Below are 25,426 nucleotides of genomic sequence, written 5' to 3'. Positions count from 1 at the left end.
CACGGTACAATGCAACCATGTTGCAACTCTCCGGACTCTCCTACCGCTATCCGAATGCCGCCGGCGCGCAATTGTCGGTGCCGGCATTCTCGCTCGCCCGTGGCGAGCATGCGGTCATCCTCGGCCCGTCAGGCTGCGGCAAATCGACCCTGCTGCACCTGATCGCCGCCATCCTCACGCCGCAGCAAGGCACGCTGCGGGTAGCGGGCACCGACCTCGCTGCCCTGTCGCCGCGCGCCGCCGATGCCTGGCGCGGCGCGACCGTCGGCTTCCTGCCGCAAAAACTGGCGCTGGTGGCCAGCCTCACGGTGCGTGAAAACCTGCTGCTGCCGGCTTATGCGATTGGTCGCGCGGCGGACACGACACGTGCCGACAAGCTCCTGGACACGCTCGGGCTGGCGGACAAGGCGTCGGCCAAGCCGCATCAGCTGAGCCAGGGACAGCAACAGCGTGTGGCGATCGGCCGCGCGCTGTTCAACCAGCCGGCGCTGCTGCTGGCTGACGAACCGACCGCGAATCTCGATGACGAATCCTGTACGGCTGCAATCGGCCTGTTGACGTCGCAGGCGGAAGCCAACGACGCCTCGCTGGTGATCGCCACCCATGACGCGCGTGTGCTGGCCGCCCTGCCCGGCGCGAAGGTGCTGCGCCTGCAGGCCCCCGCGAAGGAGGCGGCATGCCCCGGTTGAACGCGTTCGCGCTGGCATTGAAATCGTTGCGCCACAAACCGCTGACGACGGCAGTCAACCTGCTGCTGATGGCGGTCGGCGTAGCGATGATGTCCTTCGTGCTGTCGGCATCGCAGCAACTCGAGGACAATGCCTTGCGCGATGCTCAGGGTATCGACCTGGTGGTCGGCGCCAAGGGCTCGCCGCTGCAGCTGATCCTGTCGTCGGTGTACCACGTCGACATTCCGACTGGGAACATCCCGCTGGCGGCGCAGGCGCAGCTGCAGCAGAACCGGCTGGTGAAGAAAGTGATTCCGCTGGCGCTGGGCGACAGCTTCAAGGGATTCCGCATCGTCGGCACCACGACGGAGTACGTCGCACACTACGGCGGCGAAATCGCGCAGGGGAAGATGTTCGACGGTCCAATGCAGGCCGTCCTCGGCGCTCACGCCGCCGCAACGACAGGGCTGACGGCCGGCTCGCGATTCGTCGGATCGCATGGCCTGGGGGGTAACGGCGACAGCGACGGCCACGGCGACCAGCCGTTCGAGGTGGTCGGCGTCCTCAGGCCGACCGGGTCCGTCCTCGACCGGCTTGTGCTGACGCCGGTGGAGTCGGTGTGGCAGGTGCACGAAGCAGCGCACGGCATCGATCCCAACGACGAGGAAGCAAAGGAGGCGATGGACGCGGATCGCGAGCTGACGTCTTTGCTGATCCAGTACGCATCTCCGCTGGCGGCGGCAATGCTGCCGCGCGCCGTCAACGCCCAACCCGAACTGCAGGCCGCGCAGCCCGCCTTCGAATCCGCCAAGCTCTTCCGCATGCTTGGCGTGGGCGTCGACGTACTTCGCGGGATCGCCGCCATCATGCTGCTGTCGGCCGCGCTGTCGATGTTTGTCGCGCTCTACAGCGCGCTGGAAGAACGCAAGACGGATCTTGCCATCCTGCGCACGCTGGGCGCGCCGCCGCGCAAGCTGCTTTCTTTGCTGCTGGTCGAGGGCCTGCTGCTGGCGGGCGCCGGCGCGGTGCTGGGCTGGCTTGCCGGGCATGCGGCGCTGGAGATTCTCGGCCGTCTGGTTTCCGATGACCGGGGCCTGTCGCTCACCGGCCTGCATGTGGCGCCGGCAGAAGCATGGCTGGTGCCGGTCGCACTCGCAGTCGGCCTCGCAGCCGCGTTGTTGCCGGCGTTGCGCGCCTATCTCACAGATATCGCCACAACCTTGTCGCGTTGAATGAATCCAGGGAGAACGATTTGAAACACCTGCTGTCCTTAGTTCTGGCCGCAACAGCGCTGGTCGCGCAGGCCAAGGAAGATCCCGCCCACAGGAAAGCCCTGATCGAGCAGCACAAGGCGATCGCCGCAGCACATGAAGCGGCAGCGCAGTGCCTCGCCTCGGGCAAGGACGAAGAAGCGTGTCATGCCGAACTGGCAAAAGCATGCAAGGGTCTCGCGATCGGCAAGCTGTGCGGCGCCAGACACAAGCACTAGGCAACGTTAGAATTGCCGTGCCCGGATCAACTTTTTCGGACGACTCATGAAGACATCCTTGCCACTACTGGTCATCGCCATGCTGGCCGCATCCGGCACGGCATTCGCCGCGCCGCAGGTCCCCCCCGCCCAGGGGGCGCCGATAAGCGGGCACGTCCCGCCGCCGAATGCCCCGCCGATGCCGATGCAGCCGCTACCGGAGATCAAGGGCGTGGTGTCCTGGGACACGCTGGCCAAGGTCAAGCAGATCAAGACCAAGGACCGCATCCTGCCGGAGTTCTCGAAGGAGATCACCGCGCTCAATGACAAGGAAGTCAAGGTGCAGGGCTTCATGATGCCGCTCGAACCCGGCGAAAAGCAGAAGCATTTCCTGATCTCGCTGAGCCCGCAGGCCTGCTCGTTCTGCCTGCCGGCAGGTCCCGAAGGGGTGATCGAAGTGAAATCGAAAACGCCGGTGAAGTTCACCTTCGATCCGGTCATCCTCTCCGGCAAGATGACGGTATTGAAAGATGACCCGATGGGCTTGTACTACCGCTTGAACGACGCCGCGCCGGTGTCGGGCAAGTAGGTCGCGACAAAGCGCGCGGCCCGGGAGCACCAAAGGGCGGGGCCGCTCCCGTTAATGGGCGCGTGCCGGCCATGCTGCGTCGCACACTGCATGTTGCAGCGCCGACAAGTCGCGTTTCGTCGCGACGCTTTGCCGTTTGACAAACCTCACCATCCCGCCGCGCGAATGGCCAGCCCGGCTTCCATTTGTGTTACCTTAAGGATAGAAGCGCTGGCAGCGCGCCTCCGCGTTCGCGGAGCAGAAAAAATAATCGGGGCAGGAATATCGTGGGGATTTTTTCGCTTTTCGGGAAGAAGGACCGTCGGCAGGCAAAGCCCGCCGAGAAGGACGCTTCTCGTTCAAAGTCCGCCCCGTCCGGCTCCGCGCGCAACACCGCGTCCCGCGCGCCCGCCGTCAAGCGCGACGCGCAGGCCGCGCTGGCGACGGCACTGAAGATCGATGCGATCGAATCGGAGATGTCGTCGGAATTCGTAAATGTGCCGACCAACCCGCCGCGCCCGGTCCCCACACAGAAGAAAACGGCGCCGTCGAAGTCGCCAGCCGTAGCACCCGCCGCACCTGCGGCACGGGAAAAACCGCGCACCGGCGCCGGCAAACCCGCCGCGGAACCGGCGCGAATGCAGCCGGCCGAGCAGGACGACGGCACCACCACCGCCTTCCTGCTGGACGGCCACAGCGCCGTCTTCGACCTCGCGGCGCCGGCCTCCGAAGCGACAGCGGTCGTCGAGGAAGCGGCCATCCTGTATGCGAACGGCCAGAATGAACTGGTCGAGCAGATGCTGAAATCGGCAATCGAAGAAGACATGCTGGGCGACGTCACCCGCAACGCGTGGTGGATGCTGTTCGACCTGTACCAGATCACCGGCAAGAAGCAGGAGTTCGAAAACCTGTCGATCGATTACGCGAGCAAGTTCGAGACCTCGCCGCCCGCATGGGACACAGGGCACGACGACACGCCCGACGCCGCGGCGGCACCGGGGGCGACACCGTCGGTGCCGTTCTCCGGCAGCCTCGACGCGTCCTGCGTCAAGCAGGTCGACCGCGCGCTGAAGCTGGGGGAAAACTACCGTGTGCTGCGCCTGGAGTTCGCCCGCGTCACCAAGGCCACGCCGGAAGGCTGCAAGCTTCTGCTGGGGCTGCTGAAGACGCTGCAGAAGACCGGGCATGCGCTGGTTCTGGTCGGCGCGCCCGAGCTGGCCGACAAGATTCGCGCCATCGTCGAGGTCGGACGCCGCGAGGACACCGAGGATTCCTGGCTGCTGCTGATGGAAATCCTCAGGCTCCTGAACCGGGAAAAGGAATTCGAGGAAGTCAGCATCGACTACTGCGTCACCTTCGAAGTCTCGCCGCCGGCATTCGTGGCGCCCGAGAGCAAGGTGACCACCGCCGCCGCGCCCGACCAGGCGCCGCCGGCCGAGGGCTTCATGATGCCCGCCGTGGTGGACGGCCGCATCGACAACCTGATCGTGGCGATCGCCGCCTATTCCGACGAGCACAGCCCGGCGATCATCGACTGCACCCAGCTCAAGCGCGTCGACTTCAGCTCCGCCAGCCGGTTGCTGACCGGCCTGGCGCCGTTTTGCAGCGTCGGCAAGACGATCGAGTTCCATCATGTCAATCATCTCGTTGCGGAACTGTTCAATGTGATCGGGCTGAAAGACATCGCCCGCATCCTTCCCCGTAAAAACTGAACTGCGGCGGCCCGACCGCATGCAGCATCCCGCCTTGTAATCCTTCACCGCGCCCTCATCTGCGGAGGAATACCAGTCCACAGGGGAAAGCATGGAACAGTTTCACGGCACCACCATCCTGTCCGTACGTCGCGGCAATCTCGTCGCGCTTGGCGGCGATGGCCAGGTAACGCTGGGCAATATCGTGATGAAAGGCAGCGCGCGCAAGGTGCGCCGCCTGTACCAGGGCAAGGTGCTGGCCGGATTCGCCGGCGGCACCGCCGATGCGTTTACGCTGATCGAGCGCTTCGAGGCGAAACTGGAAAAGCACCAGGGCAACCTGATGCGCGCGTCGGTCGAACTGGCGAAGGACTGGCGCACCGACCGCATCCTGCGCCGCCTGGAGGCGATGCTGCTGGTGGCGGACAGGGAATCGACGCTGGTCATCACCGGCAACGGCGACGTGCTGGAGCCGGAAGGCGGCATCGGCGCGATCGGTTCCGGCGGCGCCTACGCGCAGTCGGCGGCGAAGGCGCTGATCGAAAACACCGAGATGACGCCGGTGGAAGTCGTGAAGAAAGCCCTCACCATCGCCGGCGAACTGTGCATCTACACCAACCTGTCGCACACCATCGAAACCCTCGAATAACGCGCGGCAGCGCGCACCGACATCAGGCACGACATCATGAACATGACTCCGCAAGAGATAGTTTCCGAACTCGACAAGCACGTGGTCGGCCAGGGCCGCGCCAAGCGCGCGGTGGCGATCGCGCTGCGCAACCGCTGGCGCCGGCAGCAGGTGGAAGAACCGCTGCGCCATGAGATCACACCGAAGAATATCCTGATGATCGGTCCGACCGGCGTCGGCAAGACCGAGATCGCGCGCCGCCTGGCAAAGCTGGCCGATGCGCCTTTCATCAAGATCGAGGCAACCAAGTTCACCGAGGTCGGCTATGTGGGCCGCGACGTCGACACCATCATCCGCGACCTGGTCGACATCGGGATCAAGCAGACGCGCGAATCGGAAATGCGCAAGGTGCGCACGCGCGCCGAAGACGCCGCCGAAGACCGGGTGCTCGACATCCTGCTGCCGCCGCCGCGCGACTTCGGCTTCAGCGCGTCGCCGGGCGGCGGCGACGCCGACGCGCCCGCCGGCAACACCACCCGCCAGACCTTCCGCAAGCGCCTGCGCGAGGGCGCGCTTGACGACCGCGAGATCGAGATCGAAGTGGCCGACGCCGGCCCCAGCATGGAAATCATGGCGCCGCCGGGCATGGAGGAAATGACCGAGCAGATCAAGTCGATGTTTTCCGGCCTGGGCGCGTCGCGCAAGAAAAAGCGCAAGCTGAAGATCAAGGAAGCGATGAAATTCCTGATCGAGGAGGAAGCCGCGAAACTGGTCAACGAGGACGAGCTGAAGCAGAAGGCGATCGCCAACGTCGAGCAGAACGGCATCGTGTTCCTCGACGAGATCGACAAGATCGCGAGCCGCTCCGAGGTCGGCGGCGCCGACGTGTCGCGCGCCGGCGTGCAGCGCGACCTGCTGCCGCTGGTGGAAGGCACGACGGTCAATACCAAGTACGGCATGATCAAGACCGACCACATCCTGTTCATCGCGTCGGGTGCCTTCCATCTGGCCAAGCCGTCCGACCTGATTCCGGAACTGCAGGGGCGCTTCCCGATCCGGGTCGAACTGGAGTCGCTGTCGATCGCCGATTTCGAGCGCATCCTGACCAGCACCGATGCCTGCCTGACGCGGCAGTACGAGGCGCTGCTCGGCACCGAGGGCGTGCGGATCGACTTCACCGAGGACGGCATCCGCCGCCTCGCGGAGATCGCGTTCTCGGTGAATGAAAAGACCGAGAACATCGGCGCGCGCCGCCTGTACACGGTGATGGAGAAACTGCTGGAAGAGGTGTCGTTCTCCGCCACGAATGCGACCGACACGACGGTGGCGATCAATGCGGCCTATGTCGACGAGAAGCTCGGCGCGCTGGCGGTGAACGAGGACTTGTCGCGCTACGTGCTGTAGTGCATTACGCGCCTGCCGGCGTGCATGTGCCGCGCGGCAGGCGCATGCCCTGGTTGGCGGCGCGGGAAGATGAACACCGGTTCGCGCGTTGCGACCGCGGCCGGCGGCAAGGATCAGGAAACCGCTCCTTTCACAACCATATCATGGCAAACAAGGCACTCGCGAAGCGACAGAAGATGATCATCCGGGTCGAACCGGCGCAGCGTGCATTGAAGCCGCGTAACCCGATCGCGCTCGCTGCGAAGCAGCGCGTCGCCGGCACGCACCGCAAAGGCAGCAGTACCGAACGTCAATTGCATGAACGACTGCTGAAGAAGGCGCTCGGCAATACGGAAGAAAGCTGATCCCCGGCCGGGGTGCCCCACTTTGCCCGCCGCGGCCTCTGCTGCGCGCGGCGCGGCGCCTTACCTTCCGGTCGGCGGTTGCGTGCCCGGTACGCCGGGCACCTGCGGTGCGCCGGGAACGGCGGCCGCCGGTGGCGTGGTTTGCGGCGGGATACCCATCGAAGGCGGAAGTTGCGGCGCGGGCGCTGCCGGCGCTACCGGCACGTTCCCGGGGATCGCGCCCGGCGGGGCAGGAACGGCGCCGGCTTGCGGCACCTGCTGGGGTACCGCCGGGCTCACGCCGCTGACTGGCGGCGCGGTGTTCACCGGTGGCGGCGCCTGGCCGGGCACCGGCTGCCCCGGCACTGGTGGTGCGGCAGGCGCGGGCACGGCCGGCGGCTGCGGCGCCTGCACCGCAGGTGACCCCGGCGGTATGTATTGCTGCTGGCCGGGCGCACCGGTCTGCGCCGCGGCCGCAGCCTGCGCGGCCGCCTGCGCGCGCGTGGACATGGCGGCACCCGGCAATTGCCCCGGCTGAGGCGCCGGTGGCGGGGGCGGCGGCGGGACCGCGCGCGGCACCGGGGACGGCGGCGTCGGCGCAGCGGCGATGCCTTCCAGCCCCTTCGCGCTTTCCGGCAGCTCCACCCGCTTGGTGCCGCCGCCTTCGTCCACCAGCACATGGTCGCGATGCACTTCCTTGATGGTCACGCCCGGCGCCAGTTCGGCGCGGGCGCGGATCGCCTGTGCCGGCTTGCCGTCGATGCTGATGATCGCCACGCTGTCGCGCGGATTGCCGGAGAAAATCACGCCGCGCAACTGGTAATTGCTGGCGACCGCCGCGCTGCCCGTGCTGCGGCTGCCGAACAGCGTCGCGGCGGCATCCGCGCGTATCTCGGCCTGCGCGGCGCGCGGCGGCGCCGCCACCGGGCGCAGCGGCGGCTTGAACAATTGCATTGCCCAGTAGGCCGCCGACGCGCACAGCGCGATGAACAGCAGGAAACTCACAAGTAGCGGGAGGCGCCTCATTCCATTCCTTTTCTTCTTTTCTAGCGCACGAGCTGGTTGATCTCGATGATCGGCATCAGCACCGCCAGCACGATCAGCAGCACCACCACGCCCATCACCAGGATCAGGGCCGGCTCGAGCAGGCCGGCGATGGTCATCGCGCGGCGCTCCAGGTCCTGCTCCTGGGTGTTCGACGCGCGCTCCAGCATCGCCGGCAGTTCGCCCGTCACTTCGCCGGCGCGGATCATGTGGATCAGCATCGGCGGGAAATGCTTGTGCGCCGACAGCGCGCGCGCCAGGCCCACGCCCTCTCGCACGCTGGTGGTCGCTTCCTCCACCTGCTGCCGCATCGCGACGTTCGACAGCGTGTCGCGGCTGGTCTGCAGCGCGCGCAATATGGGCACGCCGGAACCGGTGGTGATCGCCAGCGTGCTGGCGAAGCGGGCGGTGTTCAGGCTGCGCTCGAACTTGCCGTACAGCGGCGCGTTCAAGAGCCAGCGGTGCCAGCGGAACTTGATGTCGGGATTCTTCAGCGCGGCGCGCCAGGCCAGGAAAGCGCCGGCCAGCGCAATGGCGACCAGCCAGCCGTAGGCGCGCACGAAATCGGAAATCGCCAGCATGATGACGGTGAGCATCGGCAGCTTCTGCTTGGTGTTGGCGAACACCGACACGATCTGCGGCACCACATAGGCCAGCAGGAAGATCACGATCGAGAATGCGACCACGGTGACGATGGCCGGATAGGTGAAGGCCAGCCGCACCTTCTGCACCAGTGCGTTGCGGCGCTCGATGTAGTCCGCCAGGCGCGACAGCACGCGCGACAGCTGGCCGATCTGTTCGCCGGATGCGACGAGCGCGCGGTAGATGTCGGCGAAATCGCGCGGATGGCGCGCCAGCGCATCCGACAACGAAGAGCCGCCCATCACTTCGGCCCGCACCGACGCGACCAGGTCGCGCACATACGGGCGTTCCGCCTGTTCCAGCAGCGCGGTGAACGCCTGCTCCAGCGGCAGGCTGGCTTCCAGCAGGCTGGCGAGCTGGCGGGTAAACAGCGCGAGCTCGTTGGTCGACAGGCGGTCGCCGAACAGGCTGCGGCGCGCCTGGCCGAGTTCATCGACCTGGGCGGCGATCGCATCGACCGCGATCGGCACCAGGCCCTGCGAGCGCAGGTCGGAACGCGCGGCGCGTGCGCTGTCGGCGTTGACCACGCCCTTGCGGGTCGCGCCCGCGTCGTCGACGGCTTCGTAGCGGAATGCCGGCATGATTCTGTGTCCTTACTCTTTCGTCACCCGCAGCAGTTCGGCCTGCGTGGTGGTGCCGTCGGCCAGCCAGCGCTCGCCGTCCTCGCGCATCGTGCGCATGCCGTTGCGCTGCGCCGCGGCACGAATCTCCGCTTCGGACGCGCGGTCATGGATCTGCGAGCGGATCTCGTCGGTCGTCACCAGCAATTCATAGACGCCGACCCGTCCCTGGTAGCCGGTATGGCCGCACTTGTCGCAGCCGACCGCATGCCAATGCTGCCCGTCGTGGCGGCGGCACAGCGGGCACAGCTTGCGCACCAGGCGCTGCGCGACCACGCCCAGCAGCGAGGACGACAGCAGGAAGGGTTCGATGCCCATGTCCAGCAGGCGGGTGACGGCGGAAGCGGAGTCGTTGGTATGCAGCGTCGCCAGCACCAGGTGGCCGGTGAGCGATGCCTGCACCGCGATCTGCGCGGTTTCCAGGTCGCGGATCTCGCCGATCATGATGATGTCCGGGTCTTGCCGCAGGATCGCGCGCAGCGCCTTGGCGAAGGTCATGTCGATGCGCGGGTTGACCTGGGTCTGGCCGACGCCTTGCAGCTCGTATTCGATCGGGTCCTCGACGGTGAGGATGTTGGTCGCCGGCGCATTCAGCTTGGTGAGCGCGGCGTACAGCGTGGTGGTCTTGCCGGAACCGGTCGGGCCGGTGACCAGCACGATGCCGTGCGGCTGGCTGATCAGGTGGTCGAAGGTATCCTGCACCTCGGGACTCATGCCGAGATGGCTCAGGTCCATGCGTCCGCCTTCCTTGTCGAGCAGACGCAGCACCGCGCGTTCGCCGTGCCCGGTGGGCAGCGTGGACACGCGCACGTCGACCGGCTTGCCGCCCACGCGCAGCGTGATGCGGCCGTCCTGCGGCAAGCGCTTCTCGGCGATGTCGAGCTGGGCCATGATCTTGATGCGCGAGATCAGCGACGCGTGGATCGCCTTCTTCGGCCGCACCACGTCGCGCAGCGCGCCGTCGACGCGGAAGCGCACCACGGACACCTGCTCGAAGGGCTCGATATGGATGTCGGACGCTTCCTCGCGCAGGGCCTGCGTGAGCAGCGCATTGATCATGCGGATCACCGGCGCGTCGTCAGCCGACTCCAGCAGGTCTTCGATGGCCGGCATGTCCAGCATCAGCTTGGCGAGGTCGAGGTCGGATTCGACCTCGTCCACCACCTGGGCGGCGTCGCCGGTGGAGTTCGCATAGGTGCGCGCGATCGCCGCTTCGAGCTCGTCGCGCGGCAGGGATTTCAGCTTGACGCGGCCGAAACGGCGCGACACTTCCGCGATGGCGGAAGGCGCGGTCGCCTCGGATACCCAAACCTCGATGGCGTTGTGGGACACCTCGCTGCGCCGCGCCAGCACGGCGTGGTCGCGCGCGAACGCGTAAGGCAGCAGGCGGGCGTCGGTCATTACAATACTCATTGCTCTCTTCTATCTTGGCTGGTTCTGCCCCGGTTGCGGTGCAAGCGGGGCGGGCGCCGGCACGGTGGGCGGCGGATTGTCCACGGTGCCGGCAGGATTGCGCGGATCGATGCCGGCGGGCGTGCGCGGTTCGGCGTTCAGCAGCGGCGGTCCCGCCGGCCGGCCGCCCTGCAGCGGCGGCAGCATCGGTGTCTGGCCGTAGGGCAGGATGTTGGGCGCCGGCTGCGCCGCGGACTGCACGCCGCGGATGTATTCATAGCGGTCGGTGACCACGTTGTTGCTCTGCTCGGCGGTACGGATCACGGTCGGCCGCAGGAACACCATCAGGTTGGTCTTGGTGTTCTTGCGGGTCTGGTACTTGAACAGGTTGCCGACCACCGGGATGTCGCCCAGGCCGGGCACCTTTTCCGCGCCATCCTGCAACTGCTCTTCGATCAGGCCGCCGAGCACGATGATCTGGCCGTCGTCGACCAGCACGTTCGATTCGATCGAACGTTTGTTGGTGATGATGCCGGCGGTGTTGGCGGTGTCGCGGATGGAGGAGGTTTCCTGGTAGATCTGCAGCTTGATCGTGCCGCCTTCCGAAATCTGCGGCCGCACGCGCAGCGACAGGCCGACATCGCGGCGCTCGATGGTCTGGAACGGATTGACGCCGGCCGCGCCGCCGGACGCCTGCGTGGTGTACTGGCCGGTGATGAAGGGCACGTTCTGGCCGACGATGATGCGCGCCTCTTCGTTGTCGAGGGTGATCAGGTTCGGGATCGACAGAATGTTGGCCTTGGCATCGGTTTCCAGCGCGCGCGCGATCGCGCCGAGCGTGAGGTCGCCGTTGATCTGGCGGAACACGCCGAGCGTCAGGCCGGGGCCGGGCGCGACCTGGCCGTTGCCGATTGCGAGATTGACGATGTTGTTGCCGCCGGTGGAAAACGAGGTGCCCCCGCCGACGCGGTAACGGCTGGTCGCATCGCCGGACAGCCCGAGCCACTGCACGCCGAGTTCGGCGGCCTTGTCGGCCGACACTTCGACAATCAGCGATTCCACGTACACCTGCGCGCGGCGCGCATCGAGCTGGTCGATCACCGCGCGCAGGTTGCGGTACACCGACTCGCTGGCGGTGATGATCAGGGTATTGGTGGCGGCGTCGGCCTGGATGAAGCCGCCCGGCCCGCCGGTCGGCAATGCCACCGGCGGGGCTTGCGTGTTCAGTGCGCCCTGGCCGAGCTGGCCCTGCTGCGCGGCCGCCTGCTGCGCCTGCGGCTGCGCCGGCTGCTGCTGCGGCTGGTTGGCGCCCTGCGCCGATGCATCCGATGCGACCACCGCGCGCAGCGTCTGCGCCAGGCGCACCGCATCCGCATTGCGCAGGTATACCACGTGCACGTTGCCGGGCTGCGCCGTGGGCTGGTCGAGCTTGGCGATCAGCGACTTGGCGAGGTTGGCGCGCGCCACCGAGGGCGCGCGGATGATCAGCGAATTGGTGCGGGCATCGGCCAGCACCGTGGTACGGCCGGCATCGCCGCCCGGCACCGCCTGCCCCTGGTCGAGCAGCCGGTTGACCATCAGCGCGATGTCGGTCGCGATCGCATGCCGCACCGGCACCACGTCCATGTCGCCGGTCGCCGGCGAGTCGAGCGCGGAAATGATTCTGCCCAGGCGCTTCAGGTTGTCCGCATAGTCGGTAATGACGATGCTGTTGTTGCCCGGGTTCACGTTGATGGTGTTGTTCGGCGAAATCAGCGGGCGCAGGATCTGCACCAGGTTGTTGGCCGATTCATAGTTCAGGCGGAAGATCTGCGTGGCGATCTGGTCGCCGCGCACTTCGTTCGGCTGCGTCGGACCCGCCTGCAGCTTGGCGTCGGCCTCCGGCACGACTTTCAGGAAGCCTTCCGAGCGGACCACCGCGAAGCCTTGCAGGCGCAGCGCCGAGGTCAGCATCTGCAGCGCCTGCGCCTTGGTGACCGGCCTTTCCGACACCAGGTTGATGGTGCCCTTCACGCGCGGATCGATGATGAAGGTGTTGCGCGTGTAGTGGCCCACTGCCTTGATCACCGACTCGATGTCGGCGCCGACGAAATTGAGCGTCGCCTGGCTGGCCGAAGGATCCTGGGTCCAGGCAGTCGGCGTGCCGGCGATCGCACACAGCAGCACGGCGGCCGCTCCCAGCCGGCGCAGTGCTGCCGGACGTTGCAATGTTTCTGCTGATCGATTTTTTGTCATTTGAACTCTAGCGCGATAACATTCTTGTCGCCTTCTCTTCGGCGTTGTCCCAGCAAATTCATCAGATTTGCCAACCTTTCTTCCTGTCCTGCTTCCGCTTCTGCCTTCCCGGAAAACTGCAATCTTCCATTCGCGAGCGTACCGTTACCACTCAACAGCAACGGCCCTTTGACCGATGTCAACGCCATTTGCGCCTGTTGCCCGCGCCAATCCATTATCAGTTGGTAAGCCCCAAGCGGCTTCACCGGCGACAGGCGCGACGCGATGTCGTCCATGTGCAGGGTCGTCGTTCCCGCCACTTCCAGCGCATCGCCCTGCCGTGTCACCTGCAGCGGCGTCCACGTCAGGCGCATCTGCCCGGAGGGCTGGATCGTGTTCAGCGGGGCGCCGAGGCCAACCAGCCGTTCCGCCGGCAATGCCACCGATGCCGCGCTCACCTGCCATTGCTGCCAGCTGCCGGTGATCTGCACCGGTTGCGACAGCGCGTCCGGGTTTTCCAGCGTCAGGTCGACCTGCCCCAGCAGCGCCAGCGGCGATAGCCGCCAGGAAAATCTGCCCGGCAGCAAGGGTGTGACCGGATCACTCCCGCTCGGCGCGCCGCCGATGAAGGCGGAGCCGCGCCACAGCGAACCCTGCGCATCGCCCAGCGTCAGTCGCCCGTTGGTCTGGCGCTCCACCACAACCGCCATCCAGGCGGCGGGGCAAAAGACCACGACCGTCAGCAACGCGACGAAGACGCCCGCCAGCAACCATATCACGAGTCGGCGCACCGGGTCGGCCCCTCAGCGGGTGTCGCCGCGCTGCTGGCGCAGCGTGAAGCTGGCGTTGACCGAATCCGGCTCCGGATTCGCCTCCACCACCGCCTCCGCGACCGCCAGCCGCGCGGTGCGCTGCATTTCATTCAGCCATTCGGTGGTCGCGGCGAACGACGCGGTATTCAGCTGCACCCTTGCCAGCTCGCCGCTCACGGTCACGTTCTGCGCCTTCAAACCTTTCCTGGCCAGCGAGTTCATCAGGCTCTCGCGGGTCATTGCGGGCGGCGCCGCGGCCGTCTTGCCCGACAGCGCGCCGGCCTCCTTTGCCAGCGCCTGCACTTCGGCGCCCTGCTGGCGCAGCGCGGGCAATGTCTTTTCGAGCTCGGCGCGGCCGGACAGCGCGGGATCGATCAGCAACGCATAGACCAGGCCGACCAGGATCACCACGACGGCGGCGATCAGCATGTTCTGCTCGCGCTTGTTGCGTTCGCCCCAGAACGCGGACAGTGCTTGTTTCAATCCGTTCATTTCGCGCTCCTGATTTCCCAGATTTCCGGCTTGGGCTGGGTGACTGCCAGGTTGCGCGAACTGAGTGCGCCGGCCAGCTGCTCGGTAGTAACCTGGCTGCCCGGCTTGAGCTTCACGGTCAGCGTGCCCTCGCGGTACTCGAGGCCGCCCACCGGCGGTTTGCCCTGCCCGGTGCCGGCCCAGGCTTCATTGAATGCGGCGGCCAGCGCGAGGAAATCGTCGGGCGCGAGCTGGCCCGATTCGCGTTGCGCACCGGCGAGTTTCTGACGCAGTTGCGCGAGCGGATCGACGATCACCGGGTCCTTCGGGAACGTATTCCTGTAGGTCTGGGTCATGCCGTTGCGCAACGCTTCGGCTTCGCGCTTCATGCGCAGCCAGTCGACATTCAGGCCGATGACATTGATCAGCAGCAGTAAGGTGCCGAGCACCAGCGGCCAGCGCCAGGGACGCCAGTTGAACTGCGGCCCGGCGGCGGCGCCGAGTCCGGACATCAGGTCGAGCCCGGTACGCTCCGCGTTGCCGGTCCAGCGCTGCCAGCTGTCGGCCTGCAAGGTGATGCGCTCCTGCAGCGCGGGCGCGATGTGCAGCGATTCCTGGTAGTCGCGCTCGCGGGTTTGCGGCACGTAAAGCACGATCGCACCGGTGGGCACCACGGCCGCCAGCGACTGCATCGCTTCGAACGCTGCCGACTCGGGCTGGTCAGCGACGACGGACAGCCCAAGTCCCTCCTGCTCCGAAAGGCGCACCGCGAGTTCGATGTCGGTGCCGTGTTCGGACACGGCGGCGGTGGCGGCGTCGGCCTGATGCGGCAGGCACAGCTGCGACGGCACTGCGACGACGCGGCGCGCGCCGAGCGCGACCATGGTGCGGTTCAGCAGCTCCATCCACGTGCGGCTGACGACGGCAACGGTGCGCACGCCTGCATGCATCTCGCCGGCCACCACCACGCATTCCGCCGGATCGCTCATCAACTGGTCTTCCACCAGGTTGGGCAGTGCGGCGCGCAGCTTCGCGCCGGACAGCGGCGGCATTTTCACGCGCAGCAGGGTGACGTCGCTTGCGGCCAGCAGCAACACGACGCGCTGCGCCTTCTTCACATGCTCGGCCATGTCCGGCAGCGCTGCCACGCCATCCCGTTCCACCGCGCCGGCGTTGCCGGTGACGGCATACTGGCAGTACAGCGGCACGCCCGGTTGCAGGCCTTCGGCGGCAAGATGGGACGGCAGGCGGATATACAGTGTGCTCAAGGTCTCTCTTTCTTGTTTTGGCGGGCGGCGTTCGTGCGCCGCCCTAGTATTCGTGTATCCAGAGAATGGAGGTCGCGCCGTTGTCTGCGCGGGACAGCAGCGCCTGCATCTCCATGCCGGCGCGGTTCATCCTCACATTCCCGTTGACCAGAAAGTATCCGGTCTTGTAATCGATTCCGTCGAGATTCAATTCGGCGCGCGGCAGGAATGGCCTCAGGTCCTCGTTGCGCTCGAAGAACCGGTTTCGCCTTGCAGCAACCAGTGCCGACGCGTCGGACAGCGACAGTGTAGCAATTTTGGCTGCGATCACTTCCGCCGGCGCAGTGTTGACATTGATTTTTGTCGCCTTCGGCAGCACGATCACGTAGTCCCTGATCTTCGCCAGGATTTCCGGCGTGAAGCCCGGCACCGCCAGCAGGTCGTCCACATGCTGGATGTCCATCGGCAACGGAGCAGCGTTGTCCGCCGGCGCGGCAGGCGCGGCAGGCGCGGGGGGCGTGCCGGTGCCGGAGCCGGAAACCGGTTTCGGCTGCGCCGACTGCATCAGCGCCGCAGTTGCCGGTGCCAACTGGGGATTGACCTGCAGCAGCGTCAGCAGCGTCGTGAATGCCGCAAGCTCGCCGGCATTCACATTGCCGTTCTGGATCAGGTTCCTCAGGTTAAAGCGCGCCTGCGCGTCAACGATGCCACCGGACAATGCGGCGTCCGGCGCATCGCTCGCGCTGTCCTTGTCCACGTACTGGTCAAGGCGCGTTTCCGCCAATGGCACCGCCCAGGGTTCGCCCAGGTGATCGACCGTCTTTTTCGTACGGAAATCCTCACGCAGGATCAACCGCGTCCAGTCGAGCGCGCCGCGCAGGATCCATTGCTTTTGCAACTGCAGGCGCTGGTTCTCGATCGAGCGCACCTGCACCTGCTGCTGCCAGAACAGGCTGGCGACGATGGTGACCGCCAGCGTGGTCAGCAGCAGTGCGGTGATCACCGCCACGCCGCGCTGCCGGGATGCGGTGCGCCGCTTCATGCCGCCCCCAAGAGGAAAATCTTGACCAGGCTGGCGGGCCGGTCGCGCAGGCGCAACGACACTTCCACCCCGGTCGGCTCCTCGACGCCGCCGCCCGGCTTCTGCACCGGCTCCGCGCCGGCGGGCCGCCAGTTGCCGCCGGCCCAGGTGCGGATCGCCATCTCGCTCACATTGTTGTGCAACACCACCGCAGGCGCTTTCGTGCTCGGGCCCAGCGCCTCGATCCACGCCGCGTCGAGTTCGCGCAGGTTGCGCGTCGGCACCGACTCGCGGCGCATGAGCACGCCGTCAGCAATGCGGTAGGAAACCACCTGCGCGCGCGCAGGCTGGTTTTCCGCGAATACCATGCGCACCATCGTCAGCCGCCCCGGCTGCGCCAAAAGCATGCTGCGCCCGCCGATATCTTCCTTCATGGCAATGCGGCCGCAGTCGGCCTGCATCTGCGCGAACGCAAGCTGCAAGCCGCGGGTCTGCTCCAGCTCCTCGTTCAGCGCGGCGCGCGAACGGATGATGGTATCGAGCCCGCGCCAGCCGAGCACGGCGACGATGGCGAGCACCGAAATCGCCACCAGGAGTTCGACCAGGGTAAAGCCGCGGCGCCGGGTATCCATGATCATTGGCTCGACACGATCTGCGCCAGCTTGATGATGCTGCGCCCGGGGTTGTCGTCCTCGAATACGCTGACCTCGACGCGGCGGAAGAAGGGATTCGGCGTGACGAACACTTCTTCTTCGCAGGTCAGGCGCAGCTCGCCCTGCGGGCAGGCGAAGCTGCGCCTGCCGAGCGCGGGGTATTCGCGCGCCAGCCGGATCTGCGCGAGGCGGTTTTCCGCCGACCAGGTCGCCATCATCGATGCGCGCAGGCCGCTGCTGTTCTGCGTCAGGCTTCCGACCGCGCGCAGGCTCGCGCCCAGCGCCGTGCCCACCACGACCAGCGCCACCAGCACTTCGAGCAGCGTGAAACCGGCTGCGTGGCGAGAAAGGGAGAGTGGGCGGCGCATGGTCACTCCACCGTGAAATGGCCGACGCCGTCGGCGCGGATTGCGACGCTGGCGTCGCCGGCGGAAAAAGTGAGGACGAAAGGTTTGTCGACCGGTTCGCGGCCGAACACGATGCGCATGGGGTCGGTCTCGGCGGCACTTGCCGGCGCAACCGATACCGCCACCGGCGCGCGCTTGAATTCGCGCTCGCGCAGCAAGTCGTCCTGGGTGATCGACTGCCACTTGTTGCCGTCTCGCATGAGAAAACGGTAGCCGCCGGAATCGGCCTCGAAGGCGATCGGCCGGTTGCGCACGATCGCCTCGTCGCGCGCCAGCTGCAGCAGCAGTGCCACGCGCTGCGCTTCGCCCTGCAGTACCTGGCGTTCGCCCGGCATCGCATTGAAGGCGACCATGCCGATCAGGATGCCGGCGATGACCAGCACCACCAGCAGTTCAAGCAGGGTGAAGCCGCGCGCGGCGCGATGCGTCGAAGTGCGCGCGCGCGCGGCGGATGCGGTGATTACAGATCCCACGACCCGATGTCTGCATCGTTGCCGGCACCGCCGGGCTGGCCGTCGGCACCGAAGGAAAACACATCGACCTCGCCCTTCACGCCCGGCGACAGGTACTGGTAGGCACTGCCCCACGGGTCCTTGGGCAGCTTGTCGACGTAGCCGCCCTGCTTCCAGCCGTTCGCGGCCGGACCGCTGGTCGGCTTCGCAATCAGCGCCTGCAGGCCCTGCTCGGTGGTCGGATAACGCTGGTTGTCGAGCTTGTACAGCTTGAGCGCCTGCATCAGCGTGGCGATGTCCTGCCGCGCTGCGGTGATGCGCGCGTCGTCGGCGCGTCCCATCAGCTTGGGCACGACCAGCGCGGCCAGGATACCCATGATGACCACCACCACCATGATCTCGATCAGGGTGAAGCCGCGCTGGACCAGTCCGGCGCGGGCGCGGCGGGAAGAGGAAGCGTATGTATGCATGAACTCGTTTTCGGATAATGACAAAGAAACTATTAGTATAAGGCCATCGGGCATGCAGAACTTACCAGATCGGCAAGGTCGCCGGTTTGACATGGCACGACAGAAATACGGCCGGGGCGGGAAAGAGTTAGTGCGCCGCTTGCTTGCGGCATTGCCCGATGCTGGGCTTGAGACAGGCTGCAGGGACTGCGGTTCCCATGCGCAAGCAATTCGGTGCCGGAACAAACCGGTGCCGCGAGCAGTCTTTCTGACAACGGCAGTCCGTGCCGATGCGCAAAAAAGGAGAGTTTCCATGTCCCTGCCCCGTCCAGCTCCCGGCGACATCATCGATATCCACCCGCTCGGCCCGGCATTGGCCGACGCCGCTTCCATCGCCCTGGTGCGAACCGATGATGTCGAAGTGATGCGGCTGGTGCTGCCGAAGGGAAAATCCATCCCGGAACATCACGTGCCGGGGGAAATCACGCTGCAGTGCATAGAGGGAACGATCGAGGTCCAGGCCGGCGACCGGACGCAGAACCTGCGCGCCGGCGAACTGCTTTATATCCAGGGCAATACGCCGTATGCGCTCTATGCGCTGGAAAATGCGTCGGCGCTGATGACGATGCTGCGCAAGGATGACCCGCAGGTGACGCACTAGTGACCAGAGGCCGCCAGGGCCTGTTTTATAACAGGGCACAGGCCCGGTGTCAGGACGCCTCGTCCCTGGGGTCGCGCGACAACAGCCGCTCGACCATCGCGCGCGGCGAATCGCCGTCGAACAGCACCGCCGCCACCGCGTTCGAGATCGGCATCTCGATGCCGGCATCGGCCGCCAGCGCCCGCACCGCCTGCGCGCAGCGCACGCCTTCGGCCACGTGACCGAGTTCGGCGACGATGGCATCCAGTTTCTTGCCTTGCGCCAGGCCGAGCCCGACCTGGCGGTTGCGCGACAGGTCGCCGGTACAGGTCAGGATGAGATCGCCGACGCCGGTCAGGCCCATGAAGGTTTCCGGCCGGCCGCCGAGCGCCACGCCAAGCCGGGTGATCTCGGCCAGGCCGCGGGTGATCAGCGCCGCGCGCGCATTCAGTCCCAGGCCCATGCCGTCGATGACGCCGGTGGCAATCGCAAGAATGTTCTTCACCGCGCCGCCGACTTCGACGCCGGTCAGGTCGTCGGTCGAATACACCCGCATGCTGCGCCCGTGCACCGCGCCGACCACGCATTCGCGCAGCGCCGGGGCGGCGGAGGCCACCGTCAGCGCGCACGGCAGGCCCTGCGCCACCTCCTGCGCGAAGGACGGCCCGGAGAGCGCACCGTGCGGAAGGTCCGCACCGAGCACCTCGCGCACCACCTGGTGCGGCAGCAGGCGGGTTTTTTCTTCGAGGCCCTTGCACAGCCAGACCAGGTTCGGGATCGGCCTGCCCTGCAGCCGCTGCGCCAGCGGGCGCAGCCCGGCCACAGAGGAGGCGACGATCAGCAGTCCGCTGCCGGCGACATGGGCGACGGCGGCGTCAAAATCGGAAGTGGCCTGCAGGCCCGCGGGCAGCGCAAAACCGGGCAGGTAGGCACTGTTCTCGCGCGTGGCGGCGGCGTTGCGCATCGCGCCTTCATCGCGCCCCCACAGCATGACGCGATGGCGGTCCGCGAGCAGGATGGCGAGCGCGGTTCCCCAGGCGCCTGCGCCGAGGATGGAGATATGCAGGGGATGATGCGGGCGGGGCGTGGCGGTCTGCACCTTACTCGCCCCAGACTTCGGTTGCGCGCACAAAGCCACTCTGGCCGTCGCGGTGCCTTACCCTGACCCAACCGGCGGTCACCGGATCGAGCATGTCGAGCAGTACGCCCTTGTCGGCGGTAAACACGATCGGCGCCGATTCTTCCGCCGCCGCCCGCACGCGGGCGCTGGCGGCATTGACCACGACATTGCGACGCGGCACCAGCAGCCGCGACTGCACCCAGGTGAGATCGCCGGCCATGTCGCGTACCTTCATCCATTCGCCATAGGTGAGCACGACTTCCAGCGGCATGCCGCGCGGCGCGACGAACAGCTTGCGCCCCTTGAGCGAGGGCGCATCGTACAGCACCGCGGGGGCGGCGCCGACGGAACGGTAGTCGAGCGCCTGCGCGGCGCCCGCGGCCAGCAAGGCAGCCGGCAGCATGAACAGGCGCACTGCTTTCATCACACCTCCCTGCATGGACAACCCGTTTCTTAGTGTTTTGCCGGGGTGCCGTCGGGCATCAGCAGGCCCGAGCCTTGCTGCTGTTGCTGTTGCTGTTCGGCCAGTTGCTGCAGGCGCTGCTGGTAGAAGGCTTCGAAGTTGATCTCGGCCAGGTGCACCGGCGGAAAACCGGCGCGCGTGATCGCGTCGGCGATGTTGGCACGCAGGTAGGGATAAATGATATTGGGGCAGCCGATGCCCAGCAGCGGATCGAGCTGTTCGGCCGGGATATTGGCCGCTTCGAAGATGCCCGCCTGCTTGCCTTCAACCAGGAAAGCCACCTTGTCCTTGATCTTCGCCGTCACGGTAATGGTGACGGTCGATTCGTAAATCGTCTCGGCCAGCGCTTCGGCGCCGACGTCGACCGCCACTTCGATATTCGGCCCATCCTGCTCCAGGAAAATCGCCGGCGAGTTCGGCTGCTCAAGCGACAGGTCCTTCAGGTAGATGCGCTGGATCTGGAACACGGGTTGCTGGTTTTGCTCGGACATGGGCGTCTTTCGTTATGTAGGATAGAAGGAAAAAGGACGGCGCTCGCCGTCCCTTCATGGAAGAATTGCCAAGTTTAAGCGCCTTGGAGCAGCGCGTCCAGCTTGCCTTCGTGATCGAGCTTGCTGAGCTCGTCGAAGCCGCCGACGTAGGTTTCGCCGATATAGATCTGCGGCACGGTGCGCCGGCCGGTCTTCTGCATCATTTCCGCACGCTGCTCCGGCTGCAGGTCGACGCGGATCTTCTCGATGTTCTGCACGCCCTTCGCCGTGAGCAGCCGCTCGGCCATCACGCAATAAGGGCAGACGCCGGTGCTGTACATCAAAACATGCGCTGTCATGATCGCTGCTCCATCATTTCGTCAGCGGCAGGCCTTGCGCCTGCCACGCGGCAACGCCGCCATCGAGGCAGGCCACCTCGCCGAATCCCGCCTTCTTGAACTGGCTCGCCGCCTTCGGGGAACGGGCCCCGTTCTGGCAGACGAGGATGATCGACTTCGACTTGAACTTGTCCAGTTCACCGATTCGCTTGGACAACTCACCCAGCGGGATGTTCTTTGCGTCGCGCAGGTGACCCGCGCCGAATTCGTTCGGATCGCGCACGTCGACAATGACGGCCCGGCCCTGGTTGATCAGCTGCGTGGCTTGCAAGGTGGAAACCTGGTTGCCCCTGCGACGCAGGCTCGGCCACAAGAGCGCCCCGCCGGAAACGAGAGCAATGCCGAACAGCCAGATATTATCGATAAGAAATTTCACAGTTACTTTCCAAGGTTGACAGGGTATTCTGGACGGGGGAAACAGGCCGGACGAGCCGGTTACCGCGTTCGGAATGCCCTCTAAGCAATCCCGCCATTATAAAATAGAAGCCGAAACCGCATTCCGAATCCTGCAATCCTTTATTTTGCCCATATCCAACATGTACAAAATCGTATTCATGCGCCACGGCGAATCGACGTGGAACCTGGAAAACCGTTTCACCGGCTGGACCGACGTCGACCTCACCGAAAAAGGCATCAACGAGGCGCGCCAGGCCGGCAAGATCCTGAAAGAAGCCGGGTTCGACTTTGACCTGTGCTACACCTCGGTGCTGAAGCGCGCCATCCGCACCCTCTGGCTGACGCTGGACGAGATGGACCTGATGTGGCTGCCGGTGGTGCACGACTGGCGCCTGAATGAACGCCACTACGGCGCGCTGCAGGGCCTGAACAAGGCGGAAACCGCCGCCCAGTACGGCGACGAGCAGGTGCTGGTCTGGCGCCGCAGCTACGACGTGCCGCCGAACCCGCTCGAAGCGAACGATCCGCGCACCTCCTACAACGACCCGCGCTACGCCGGCCTGAAGAAGGAACAGATCCCGCTGACCGAGTGCCTGAAGGACACCGTCGCGCGCGTGATGCCTGCGTGGGACGAGTCGATCGCGCCCGCCATCCGCGCCGGCCGCAAGATCCTGATCTCCGCACACGGCAACAGCCTGCGGGCGCTGATCAAGAGCCTCGACGGCATCAGCGACAAGGACATCGTCGGGCTGAACATTCCCAACGGCCAGCCGCTGGTCTATGAGCTGGACGCGGACCTGAAGCCGATCAGGAGCTACTATCTCGGCGACCAGGAAGCGATCGCCAAGGCGATGGCCGCGGTCGCCAGCCAGGGAAAGGCGAAGTAACGCTTTTCGATGCCGTTCCTGCGCCGCTCCGGCCCCCATCCCGCATCTCCCCCGGACGACCGGCCCCGCACAGGCGCCGGCTGGGGTCTTGTCGCGGCGTTCGGACTGGCTGCTCTGATCCTGGCCACGCCGGCGATCGCCGCCAAGGTCTCCGAACGCACCCGCCAGAAGCGGGCCGCCGAAGCGGAACGGGCCGAACTGCAGCAGAAGCTGGAAGCCCTCAAGCGCGACATCGGCAAGACCGAAGTGGCGAAAAGCCACGCGGCCGACGCGCTGGCCAGTTCCGAGGCGGCGATTTCCGAAGCCAACCGCGCGCTGCATGAACTCGACCGCGAGCAGCGCGACGCCGAAGCGCGTCTGGCGCGGCTGGCGGAGGAGCAGGAAAAGCTGTCGCGCGCGATCGCCGGACAGCAGAAAAAGCTGTCGACGCTGCTGCGCGAGCAGTATGTGGCCGGCAACGAAGACCGGATCAAGCTGCTGCTGTCCGGCGACAATCCCAACCGCATCAACCGCGAACTGCAATACATGGGTTATGTATCGCAGGCGCAGGCCAGGCTGATCGAGGCGTTGCGCGCCAACATGAAAGCGGTCGAGGACAATAAGGCCGCCGCGCAGGACGCGCGCGACGAACTCGAGGAAATCGCGCAGGAGCAACGGCAGCAGAAGACCCAGCTGGAAAAGGAAAAGGCGCGCCGCGCGACGCTGCTGGCCCAGCTGTCGAGCAAGCTGGCGGCCCAGCGCAGGGAAGCCGGCAACATCGAGCGCGACGAGCAGCGCCTGGCCGGCCTGGTCGACAAGCTGGCCAAATTGATCGAAGAACAACAGAAGGCCGACGCGGCGGCCCGCGAAAAACGACGCCAGGAACAGCTGGCGCGGGCCAGCAAGCTCAAGAACGATGCGCAAGCCGACAAAAAAGTGAGTTCCGTCAAGACGGCGCCGCACAATCCTGATGCAATTGACAATGACGAGCCGCCAGCCAAATTGACGACTCGTAATGAACTCGCACCGGATGCGAACGTCCAAGACGGTCATGCACTGGCCTTCGCATCCCTGCGCGGCCAGCTGCGGCTGCCGGTCAAGGGCGACGTGGTAGCCAGGTTCGGCAGCAAGCGGGGCGAAGGGCCGAGCTGGAAGGGCCTGTTCATCCGCACGCCGGAGGGCGCCGAGGTCAAGGCGGTGGCAACCGGCCAGGTTGTCTTCGCGGAATGGCTGCGCGGCTTCGGCAACCTGATCATCATCGACCACGGCGGCCAGTACATGACCATCTACGGCAACAACCAGGCGGTCCTGAAACGGGCCGGCGACACGGTCAGGACGGGCGAGATCATTGCAAGCGCAGGCAACAGCGGCGGCAACGAACATTCGGGTTTATACTTTGAGATGCGGCACCAGGGCCGTGCAATTGATCCCCTCGGCTGGGTCAGTACCAGATAGCCGGCGGGATCGATAACTACAGGTGAGACATGAGCAGTAAATTGAAGAACTTCGGCCTTATCGGTCTGGGCGTCGTGGCAGGCATAGCAGGATCGATGCAGTTTGAAGCAAGCGCGCAGAAACACAGCGCGCCCCTGCCGCTGGAGGAACTGCGCCAGCTGGCCGACGTGTTCGGCCTGATCAAGACGGACTACGTCGAAGCTGTCGAAGACAAGAAGCTGCTCACCGAAGCGATTTCGGGCATGGTTTCCTCGCTCGACCCGCACTCCGCCTATCTCGACAAGAAGGCCTTCAAGGAGTTGAAGGAAGGCACGCAGGGCAAGTTCGTCGGCCTGGGCATCGAGGTCGGCATGGAAGACGGCTATGTGAAAGTCATTTCGCCGATCGAGGACTCGCCCGCCTTCAAGGCCGGCCTGAAGTCCGGCGACCTGATCACCCGCCTCGACAACACGCCGGTCAAGGGCCTGACGCTGGATGAGGCGGTCAAGCGCATGCGCGGCGAACCGAACACCAAGATCACGCTGACCATCGCCCGCAAGGAAGAGGACAAGCCGATCATCGTCACCATCGTGCGCCAGGAGATCCGGGTGCAGAGCGTGAAGTCCAAGATCATCGAACCGGGCTATGCATGGCTGCGCGTGTCGCAGTTCCAGGAGCCGACGGTCGAAGACATGGCCAAGAAGCTGCAGGCGATCTACCAGCAGGACCCGAACCTGAAGGGCCTGGTGCTCGACCTGCGCAACGACCCGGGCGGCGTGCTGCCGGGCGCTATCGGCGTGTCGGCGGCCTTCCTGCCGAAGGACGTGCCGGTGGTCTCCACCAACGGCCAGCTGCCGGATTCCAAGCAGACCTTCTATGCGCGCCGCGAGTTCTACACCTCCTCGCGCACCGCTTCCAGCGACCCGCTGGCCAAGCTGCCGGAAGCGGTGAAATCGGTGCCAATCGTGGTGCTGGTCAATACCGGCTCCGCCTCGGCATCGGAAATCGTCGCCGGCGCGCTGCAGGATTACAAGCGCGCCACCATCATGGGCACGCAGACCTTCGGCAAGGGTTCGGTGCAGACCATCCGCCAGCTGTCCGCCGATACCGCGGTCAAGCTGACCACCGCCCGCTACTACACGCCGAACGGCCGCTCGATCCAGGCCAAGGGCATCGTGCCTGACCTGCTGGTGGATGAATATCCGGACGGCGACGGCCTGAACGGTTTCCGCCTGCGCGAAGCGGACCTGGAAAAGCATCTTTCCAATGACCGCGACAAGGAAGAAGCCAAGCAGAAAATCGATGAACTGGAAGAAGCTCAACGTATCGCTGCGCTCGAGAAAAAACGCAAGCCGCTCGAATTCGGCAGCAAGGACGACTTCCAGCTGGCACAGGCGCTGAACCACCTCAAGGGTCTGCCGGTGAAAACCTCCAAGACCAGCGTCGTGGAAAGCAAGAAGGAACC

At 65.8% G+C, this 25,426-nt stretch carries 29 protein-coding genes; 12 read left to right on the top strand and 17 right to left on the bottom strand.

Annotation, left to right across the window (positions count from 1 at the left end; genetic code table 11):
* The first annotated feature begins 17 nt into the window (after nucleotides 1-17).
* The 8 genes from VEC01_RS14090 to VEC01_RS14055 all read left to right on the top strand — a co-directional run bounded on the left by VEC01_RS14090 (nucleotide 18) and on the right by VEC01_RS14055 (nucleotide 6,771).
* Nucleotides 18-689, top strand: coding sequence for an ABC transporter ATP-binding protein (locus VEC01_RS14090; protein WP_324901530.1), 672 nt, complete (start codon nucleotides 18-20; stop codon nucleotides 687-689).
* Nucleotides 677-1,900: an ABC transporter permease gene (locus tag VEC01_RS14085; RefSeq protein WP_324901529.1), complete on the top strand. Its 1,224-nt coding sequence runs from the start codon at nucleotides 677-679 to the stop codon at nucleotides 1,898-1,900. Before VEC01_RS14090 ends, VEC01_RS14085 begins: the two co-directional genes overlap by 13 nt.
* 20 nt (nucleotides 1,901-1,920) lie before the next feature.
* Nucleotides 1,921-2,157 carry a hypothetical protein gene (locus VEC01_RS14080; RefSeq protein WP_324901528.1) on the top strand — a complete coding sequence of 79 codons (237 nt, stop codon included), beginning with the start codon at nucleotides 1,921-1,923 and terminating at the stop codon, nucleotides 2,155-2,157.
* 46 nt (nucleotides 2,158-2,203) lie between these two features.
* Nucleotides 2,204-2,725 carry a DUF3299 domain-containing protein gene (locus VEC01_RS14075; protein ID WP_324901527.1) on the top strand — a complete coding sequence of 174 codons (522 nt, stop codon included), beginning with the start codon at nucleotides 2,204-2,206 and terminating at the stop codon, nucleotides 2,723-2,725.
* 266 nt (nucleotides 2,726-2,991) lie between these two features.
* On the top strand, nucleotides 2,992-4,416 hold the full coding sequence (locus VEC01_RS14070; protein WP_324901526.1) for an STAS domain-containing protein: 1,425 nt from the start codon (nucleotides 2,992-2,994) through the stop codon (nucleotides 4,414-4,416).
* A 91-nt stretch (nucleotides 4,417-4,507) separates the two neighbouring features.
* Nucleotides 4,508-5,044 carry an ATP-dependent protease subunit HslV gene (hslV, locus tag VEC01_RS14065; RefSeq protein WP_324901525.1) on the top strand — a complete coding sequence of 179 codons (537 nt, stop codon included), beginning with the start codon at nucleotides 4,508-4,510 and terminating at the stop codon, nucleotides 5,042-5,044.
* Nucleotides 5,045-5,080: 36 nt separating this feature from the next.
* Nucleotides 5,081-6,427 carry an ATP-dependent protease ATPase subunit HslU gene (gene hslU, locus VEC01_RS14060; protein ID WP_324901524.1) on the top strand — a complete coding sequence of 449 codons (1,347 nt, stop codon included), beginning with the start codon at nucleotides 5,081-5,083 and terminating at the stop codon, nucleotides 6,425-6,427.
* Between the two features lie 143 nt (nucleotides 6,428-6,570).
* Nucleotides 6,571-6,771: a hypothetical protein gene (locus VEC01_RS14055; RefSeq protein ID WP_324901523.1), complete on the top strand. Its 201-nt coding sequence runs from the start codon at nucleotides 6,571-6,573 to the stop codon at nucleotides 6,769-6,771.
* A gap of 60 nt (nucleotides 6,772-6,831) precedes the next feature.
* Here the strand turns inward: VEC01_RS14055 and VEC01_RS14050 are convergent, their stop codons facing one another.
* Genes VEC01_RS14050 through gspG form a run of 12 tightly spaced genes read right to left on the bottom strand, consistent with a single transcriptional unit; the run spans nucleotide 6,832 to nucleotide 18,195 of the window.
* Nucleotides 6,832-7,776 (bottom strand): type II secretion system protein N, encoded by a 945-nt coding sequence (locus tag VEC01_RS14050; protein WP_324901522.1) that lies wholly within the window; start codon nucleotides 7,774-7,776, stop codon nucleotides 6,832-6,834.
* Nucleotides 7,777-7,796: 20 nt separating this feature from the next.
* On the bottom strand, nucleotides 7,797-9,017 hold the full coding sequence (gene gspF, locus VEC01_RS14045) for a type II secretion system inner membrane protein GspF (protein WP_324901521.1): 1,221 nt from the start codon (nucleotides 9,015-9,017) through the stop codon (nucleotides 7,797-7,799).
* A 12-nt stretch (nucleotides 9,018-9,029) separates the two neighbouring features.
* Entirely contained in the window at nucleotides 9,030-10,469 is a 1,440-nt protein-coding gene (gene gspE / locus VEC01_RS14040) for a type II secretion system ATPase GspE (RefSeq protein WP_324901520.1), read from the bottom strand.
* 9 nt (nucleotides 10,470-10,478) lie between these two features.
* A complete protein-coding gene (gene gspD, locus VEC01_RS14035; RefSeq protein WP_324901519.1) occupies nucleotides 10,479-12,683 on the bottom strand; it encodes a type II secretion system secretin GspD in 2,205 nt (734 codons plus the stop codon).
* Nucleotides 12,680-13,453 (bottom strand): type II secretion system protein N, encoded by a 774-nt coding sequence (locus VEC01_RS14030; RefSeq protein WP_324901518.1) that lies wholly within the window; start codon nucleotides 13,451-13,453, stop codon nucleotides 12,680-12,682. The genes gspD and VEC01_RS14030 overlap by 4 nt, the downstream gene beginning before the upstream one ends.
* A 12-nt stretch (nucleotides 13,454-13,465) precedes the next feature.
* Complete coding sequence (locus tag VEC01_RS14025) at nucleotides 13,466-13,966, bottom strand: type II secretion system protein M (RefSeq protein ID WP_324901517.1); 501 nt, start codon at nucleotides 13,964-13,966, stop codon at nucleotides 13,466-13,468.
* Nucleotides 13,963-15,213: a type II secretion system protein GspL gene (gene gspL, locus VEC01_RS14020; protein ID WP_324901516.1), complete on the bottom strand. Its 1,251-nt coding sequence runs from the start codon at nucleotides 15,211-15,213 to the stop codon at nucleotides 13,963-13,965. Before gspL ends, VEC01_RS14025 begins: the two co-directional genes overlap by 4 nt.
* 43 nt (nucleotides 15,214-15,256) lie before the next feature.
* The gene (gene gspK / locus VEC01_RS14015) at nucleotides 15,257-16,234 is read right to left on the bottom strand and encodes a type II secretion system minor pseudopilin GspK (RefSeq protein WP_324901515.1); all 978 of its coding nucleotides are present in this window, start codon (nucleotides 16,232-16,234) and stop codon (nucleotides 15,257-15,259) included.
* Nucleotides 16,231-16,845 (bottom strand): PulJ/GspJ family protein, encoded by a 615-nt coding sequence (locus tag VEC01_RS14010; RefSeq protein ID WP_324901514.1) that lies wholly within the window; start codon nucleotides 16,843-16,845, stop codon nucleotides 16,231-16,233. Before VEC01_RS14010 ends, gspK begins: the two co-directional genes overlap by 4 nt.
* Nucleotides 16,846-16,847: 2 nt before the next feature.
* Nucleotides 16,848-17,234, bottom strand: a complete 387-nt coding sequence (gspI, locus tag VEC01_RS14005; protein ID WP_324901513.1) for a type II secretion system minor pseudopilin GspI — start codon at nucleotides 17,232-17,234, stop codon at nucleotides 16,848-16,850.
* A gap of 2 nt (nucleotides 17,235-17,236) precedes the next feature.
* Complete coding sequence (locus tag VEC01_RS14000) at nucleotides 17,237-17,746, bottom strand: GspH/FimT family protein (RefSeq protein WP_324901512.1); 510 nt, start codon at nucleotides 17,744-17,746, stop codon at nucleotides 17,237-17,239.
* The gene (gene gspG / locus VEC01_RS13995) at nucleotides 17,734-18,195 is read right to left on the bottom strand and encodes a type II secretion system major pseudopilin GspG (protein WP_324901511.1); all 462 of its coding nucleotides are present in this window, start codon (nucleotides 18,193-18,195) and stop codon (nucleotides 17,734-17,736) included. Before gspG ends, VEC01_RS14000 begins: the two co-directional genes overlap by 13 nt.
* A 292-nt stretch (nucleotides 18,196-18,487) precedes the next feature.
* Between gspG and VEC01_RS13990 the strand changes: the two genes are divergently transcribed.
* Nucleotides 18,488-18,835 carry a cupin domain-containing protein gene (locus tag VEC01_RS13990; protein ID WP_324901510.1) on the top strand — a complete coding sequence of 116 codons (348 nt, stop codon included), beginning with the start codon at nucleotides 18,488-18,490 and terminating at the stop codon, nucleotides 18,833-18,835.
* 49 nt (nucleotides 18,836-18,884) lie between these two features.
* Here VEC01_RS13990 and VEC01_RS13985 read toward each other — a convergent pair whose 3' ends face one another.
* The 5 genes from VEC01_RS13985 to VEC01_RS13965 form a co-directional block, all read right to left on the bottom strand.
* The gene (locus VEC01_RS13985; RefSeq protein WP_324901597.1) at nucleotides 18,885-19,880 is read right to left on the bottom strand and encodes an NAD(P)H-dependent glycerol-3-phosphate dehydrogenase; all 996 of its coding nucleotides are present in this window, start codon (nucleotides 19,878-19,880) and stop codon (nucleotides 18,885-18,887) included.
* A 34-nt stretch (nucleotides 19,881-19,914) separates the two neighbouring features.
* Nucleotides 19,915-20,358: an SH3 domain-containing protein gene (locus VEC01_RS13980; protein WP_324901509.1), complete on the bottom strand. Its 444-nt coding sequence runs from the start codon at nucleotides 20,356-20,358 to the stop codon at nucleotides 19,915-19,917.
* Nucleotides 20,359-20,387: 29 nt separating this feature from the next.
* Nucleotides 20,388-20,888: a protein-export chaperone SecB gene (gene secB, locus VEC01_RS13975; RefSeq protein WP_324901508.1), complete on the bottom strand. Its 501-nt coding sequence runs from the start codon at nucleotides 20,886-20,888 to the stop codon at nucleotides 20,388-20,390.
* Nucleotides 20,889-20,962: 74 nt separating this feature from the next.
* Nucleotides 20,963-21,226, bottom strand: coding sequence for a glutaredoxin 3 (gene grxC / locus VEC01_RS13970; protein WP_324901507.1), 264 nt, complete (start codon nucleotides 21,224-21,226; stop codon nucleotides 20,963-20,965).
* 13 nt (nucleotides 21,227-21,239) lie between these two features.
* The gene (locus tag VEC01_RS13965; protein ID WP_324901506.1) at nucleotides 21,240-21,641 is read right to left on the bottom strand and encodes a rhodanese-like domain-containing protein; all 402 of its coding nucleotides are present in this window, start codon (nucleotides 21,639-21,641) and stop codon (nucleotides 21,240-21,242) included.
* Nucleotides 21,642-21,801: 160 nt separating this feature from the next.
* Here VEC01_RS13965 and gpmA point away from each other — a divergent pair, with 160 nt between their 5' ends.
* From gpmA to VEC01_RS13950, 3 genes are all read left to right on the top strand, one after another.
* On the top strand, nucleotides 21,802-22,548 hold the full coding sequence (gpmA, locus tag VEC01_RS13960) for a 2,3-diphosphoglycerate-dependent phosphoglycerate mutase (RefSeq protein WP_324901505.1): 747 nt from the start codon (nucleotides 21,802-21,804) through the stop codon (nucleotides 22,546-22,548).
* A 9-nt stretch (nucleotides 22,549-22,557) separates the two neighbouring features.
* A complete protein-coding gene (locus VEC01_RS13955) occupies nucleotides 22,558-23,982 on the top strand; it encodes a murein hydrolase activator EnvC family protein (RefSeq protein ID WP_324901504.1) in 1,425 nt (474 codons plus the stop codon).
* 29 nt (nucleotides 23,983-24,011) lie between these two features.
* A partial coding sequence (locus VEC01_RS13950) for a S41 family peptidase (protein WP_324901503.1) occupies nucleotides 24,012-25,426 on the top strand: 1,415 nt, incomplete at its 3' end.

Source organism: Noviherbaspirillum sp., from assembly GCF_035627455.1.
Lineage (GTDB): Bacteria > Pseudomonadota > Gammaproteobacteria > Burkholderiales > Burkholderiaceae_D > Noviherbaspirillum.
Note: the sequence above shows the minus strand (reverse complement) of the source record. Positions and strands in the feature narration are given on the sequence as shown.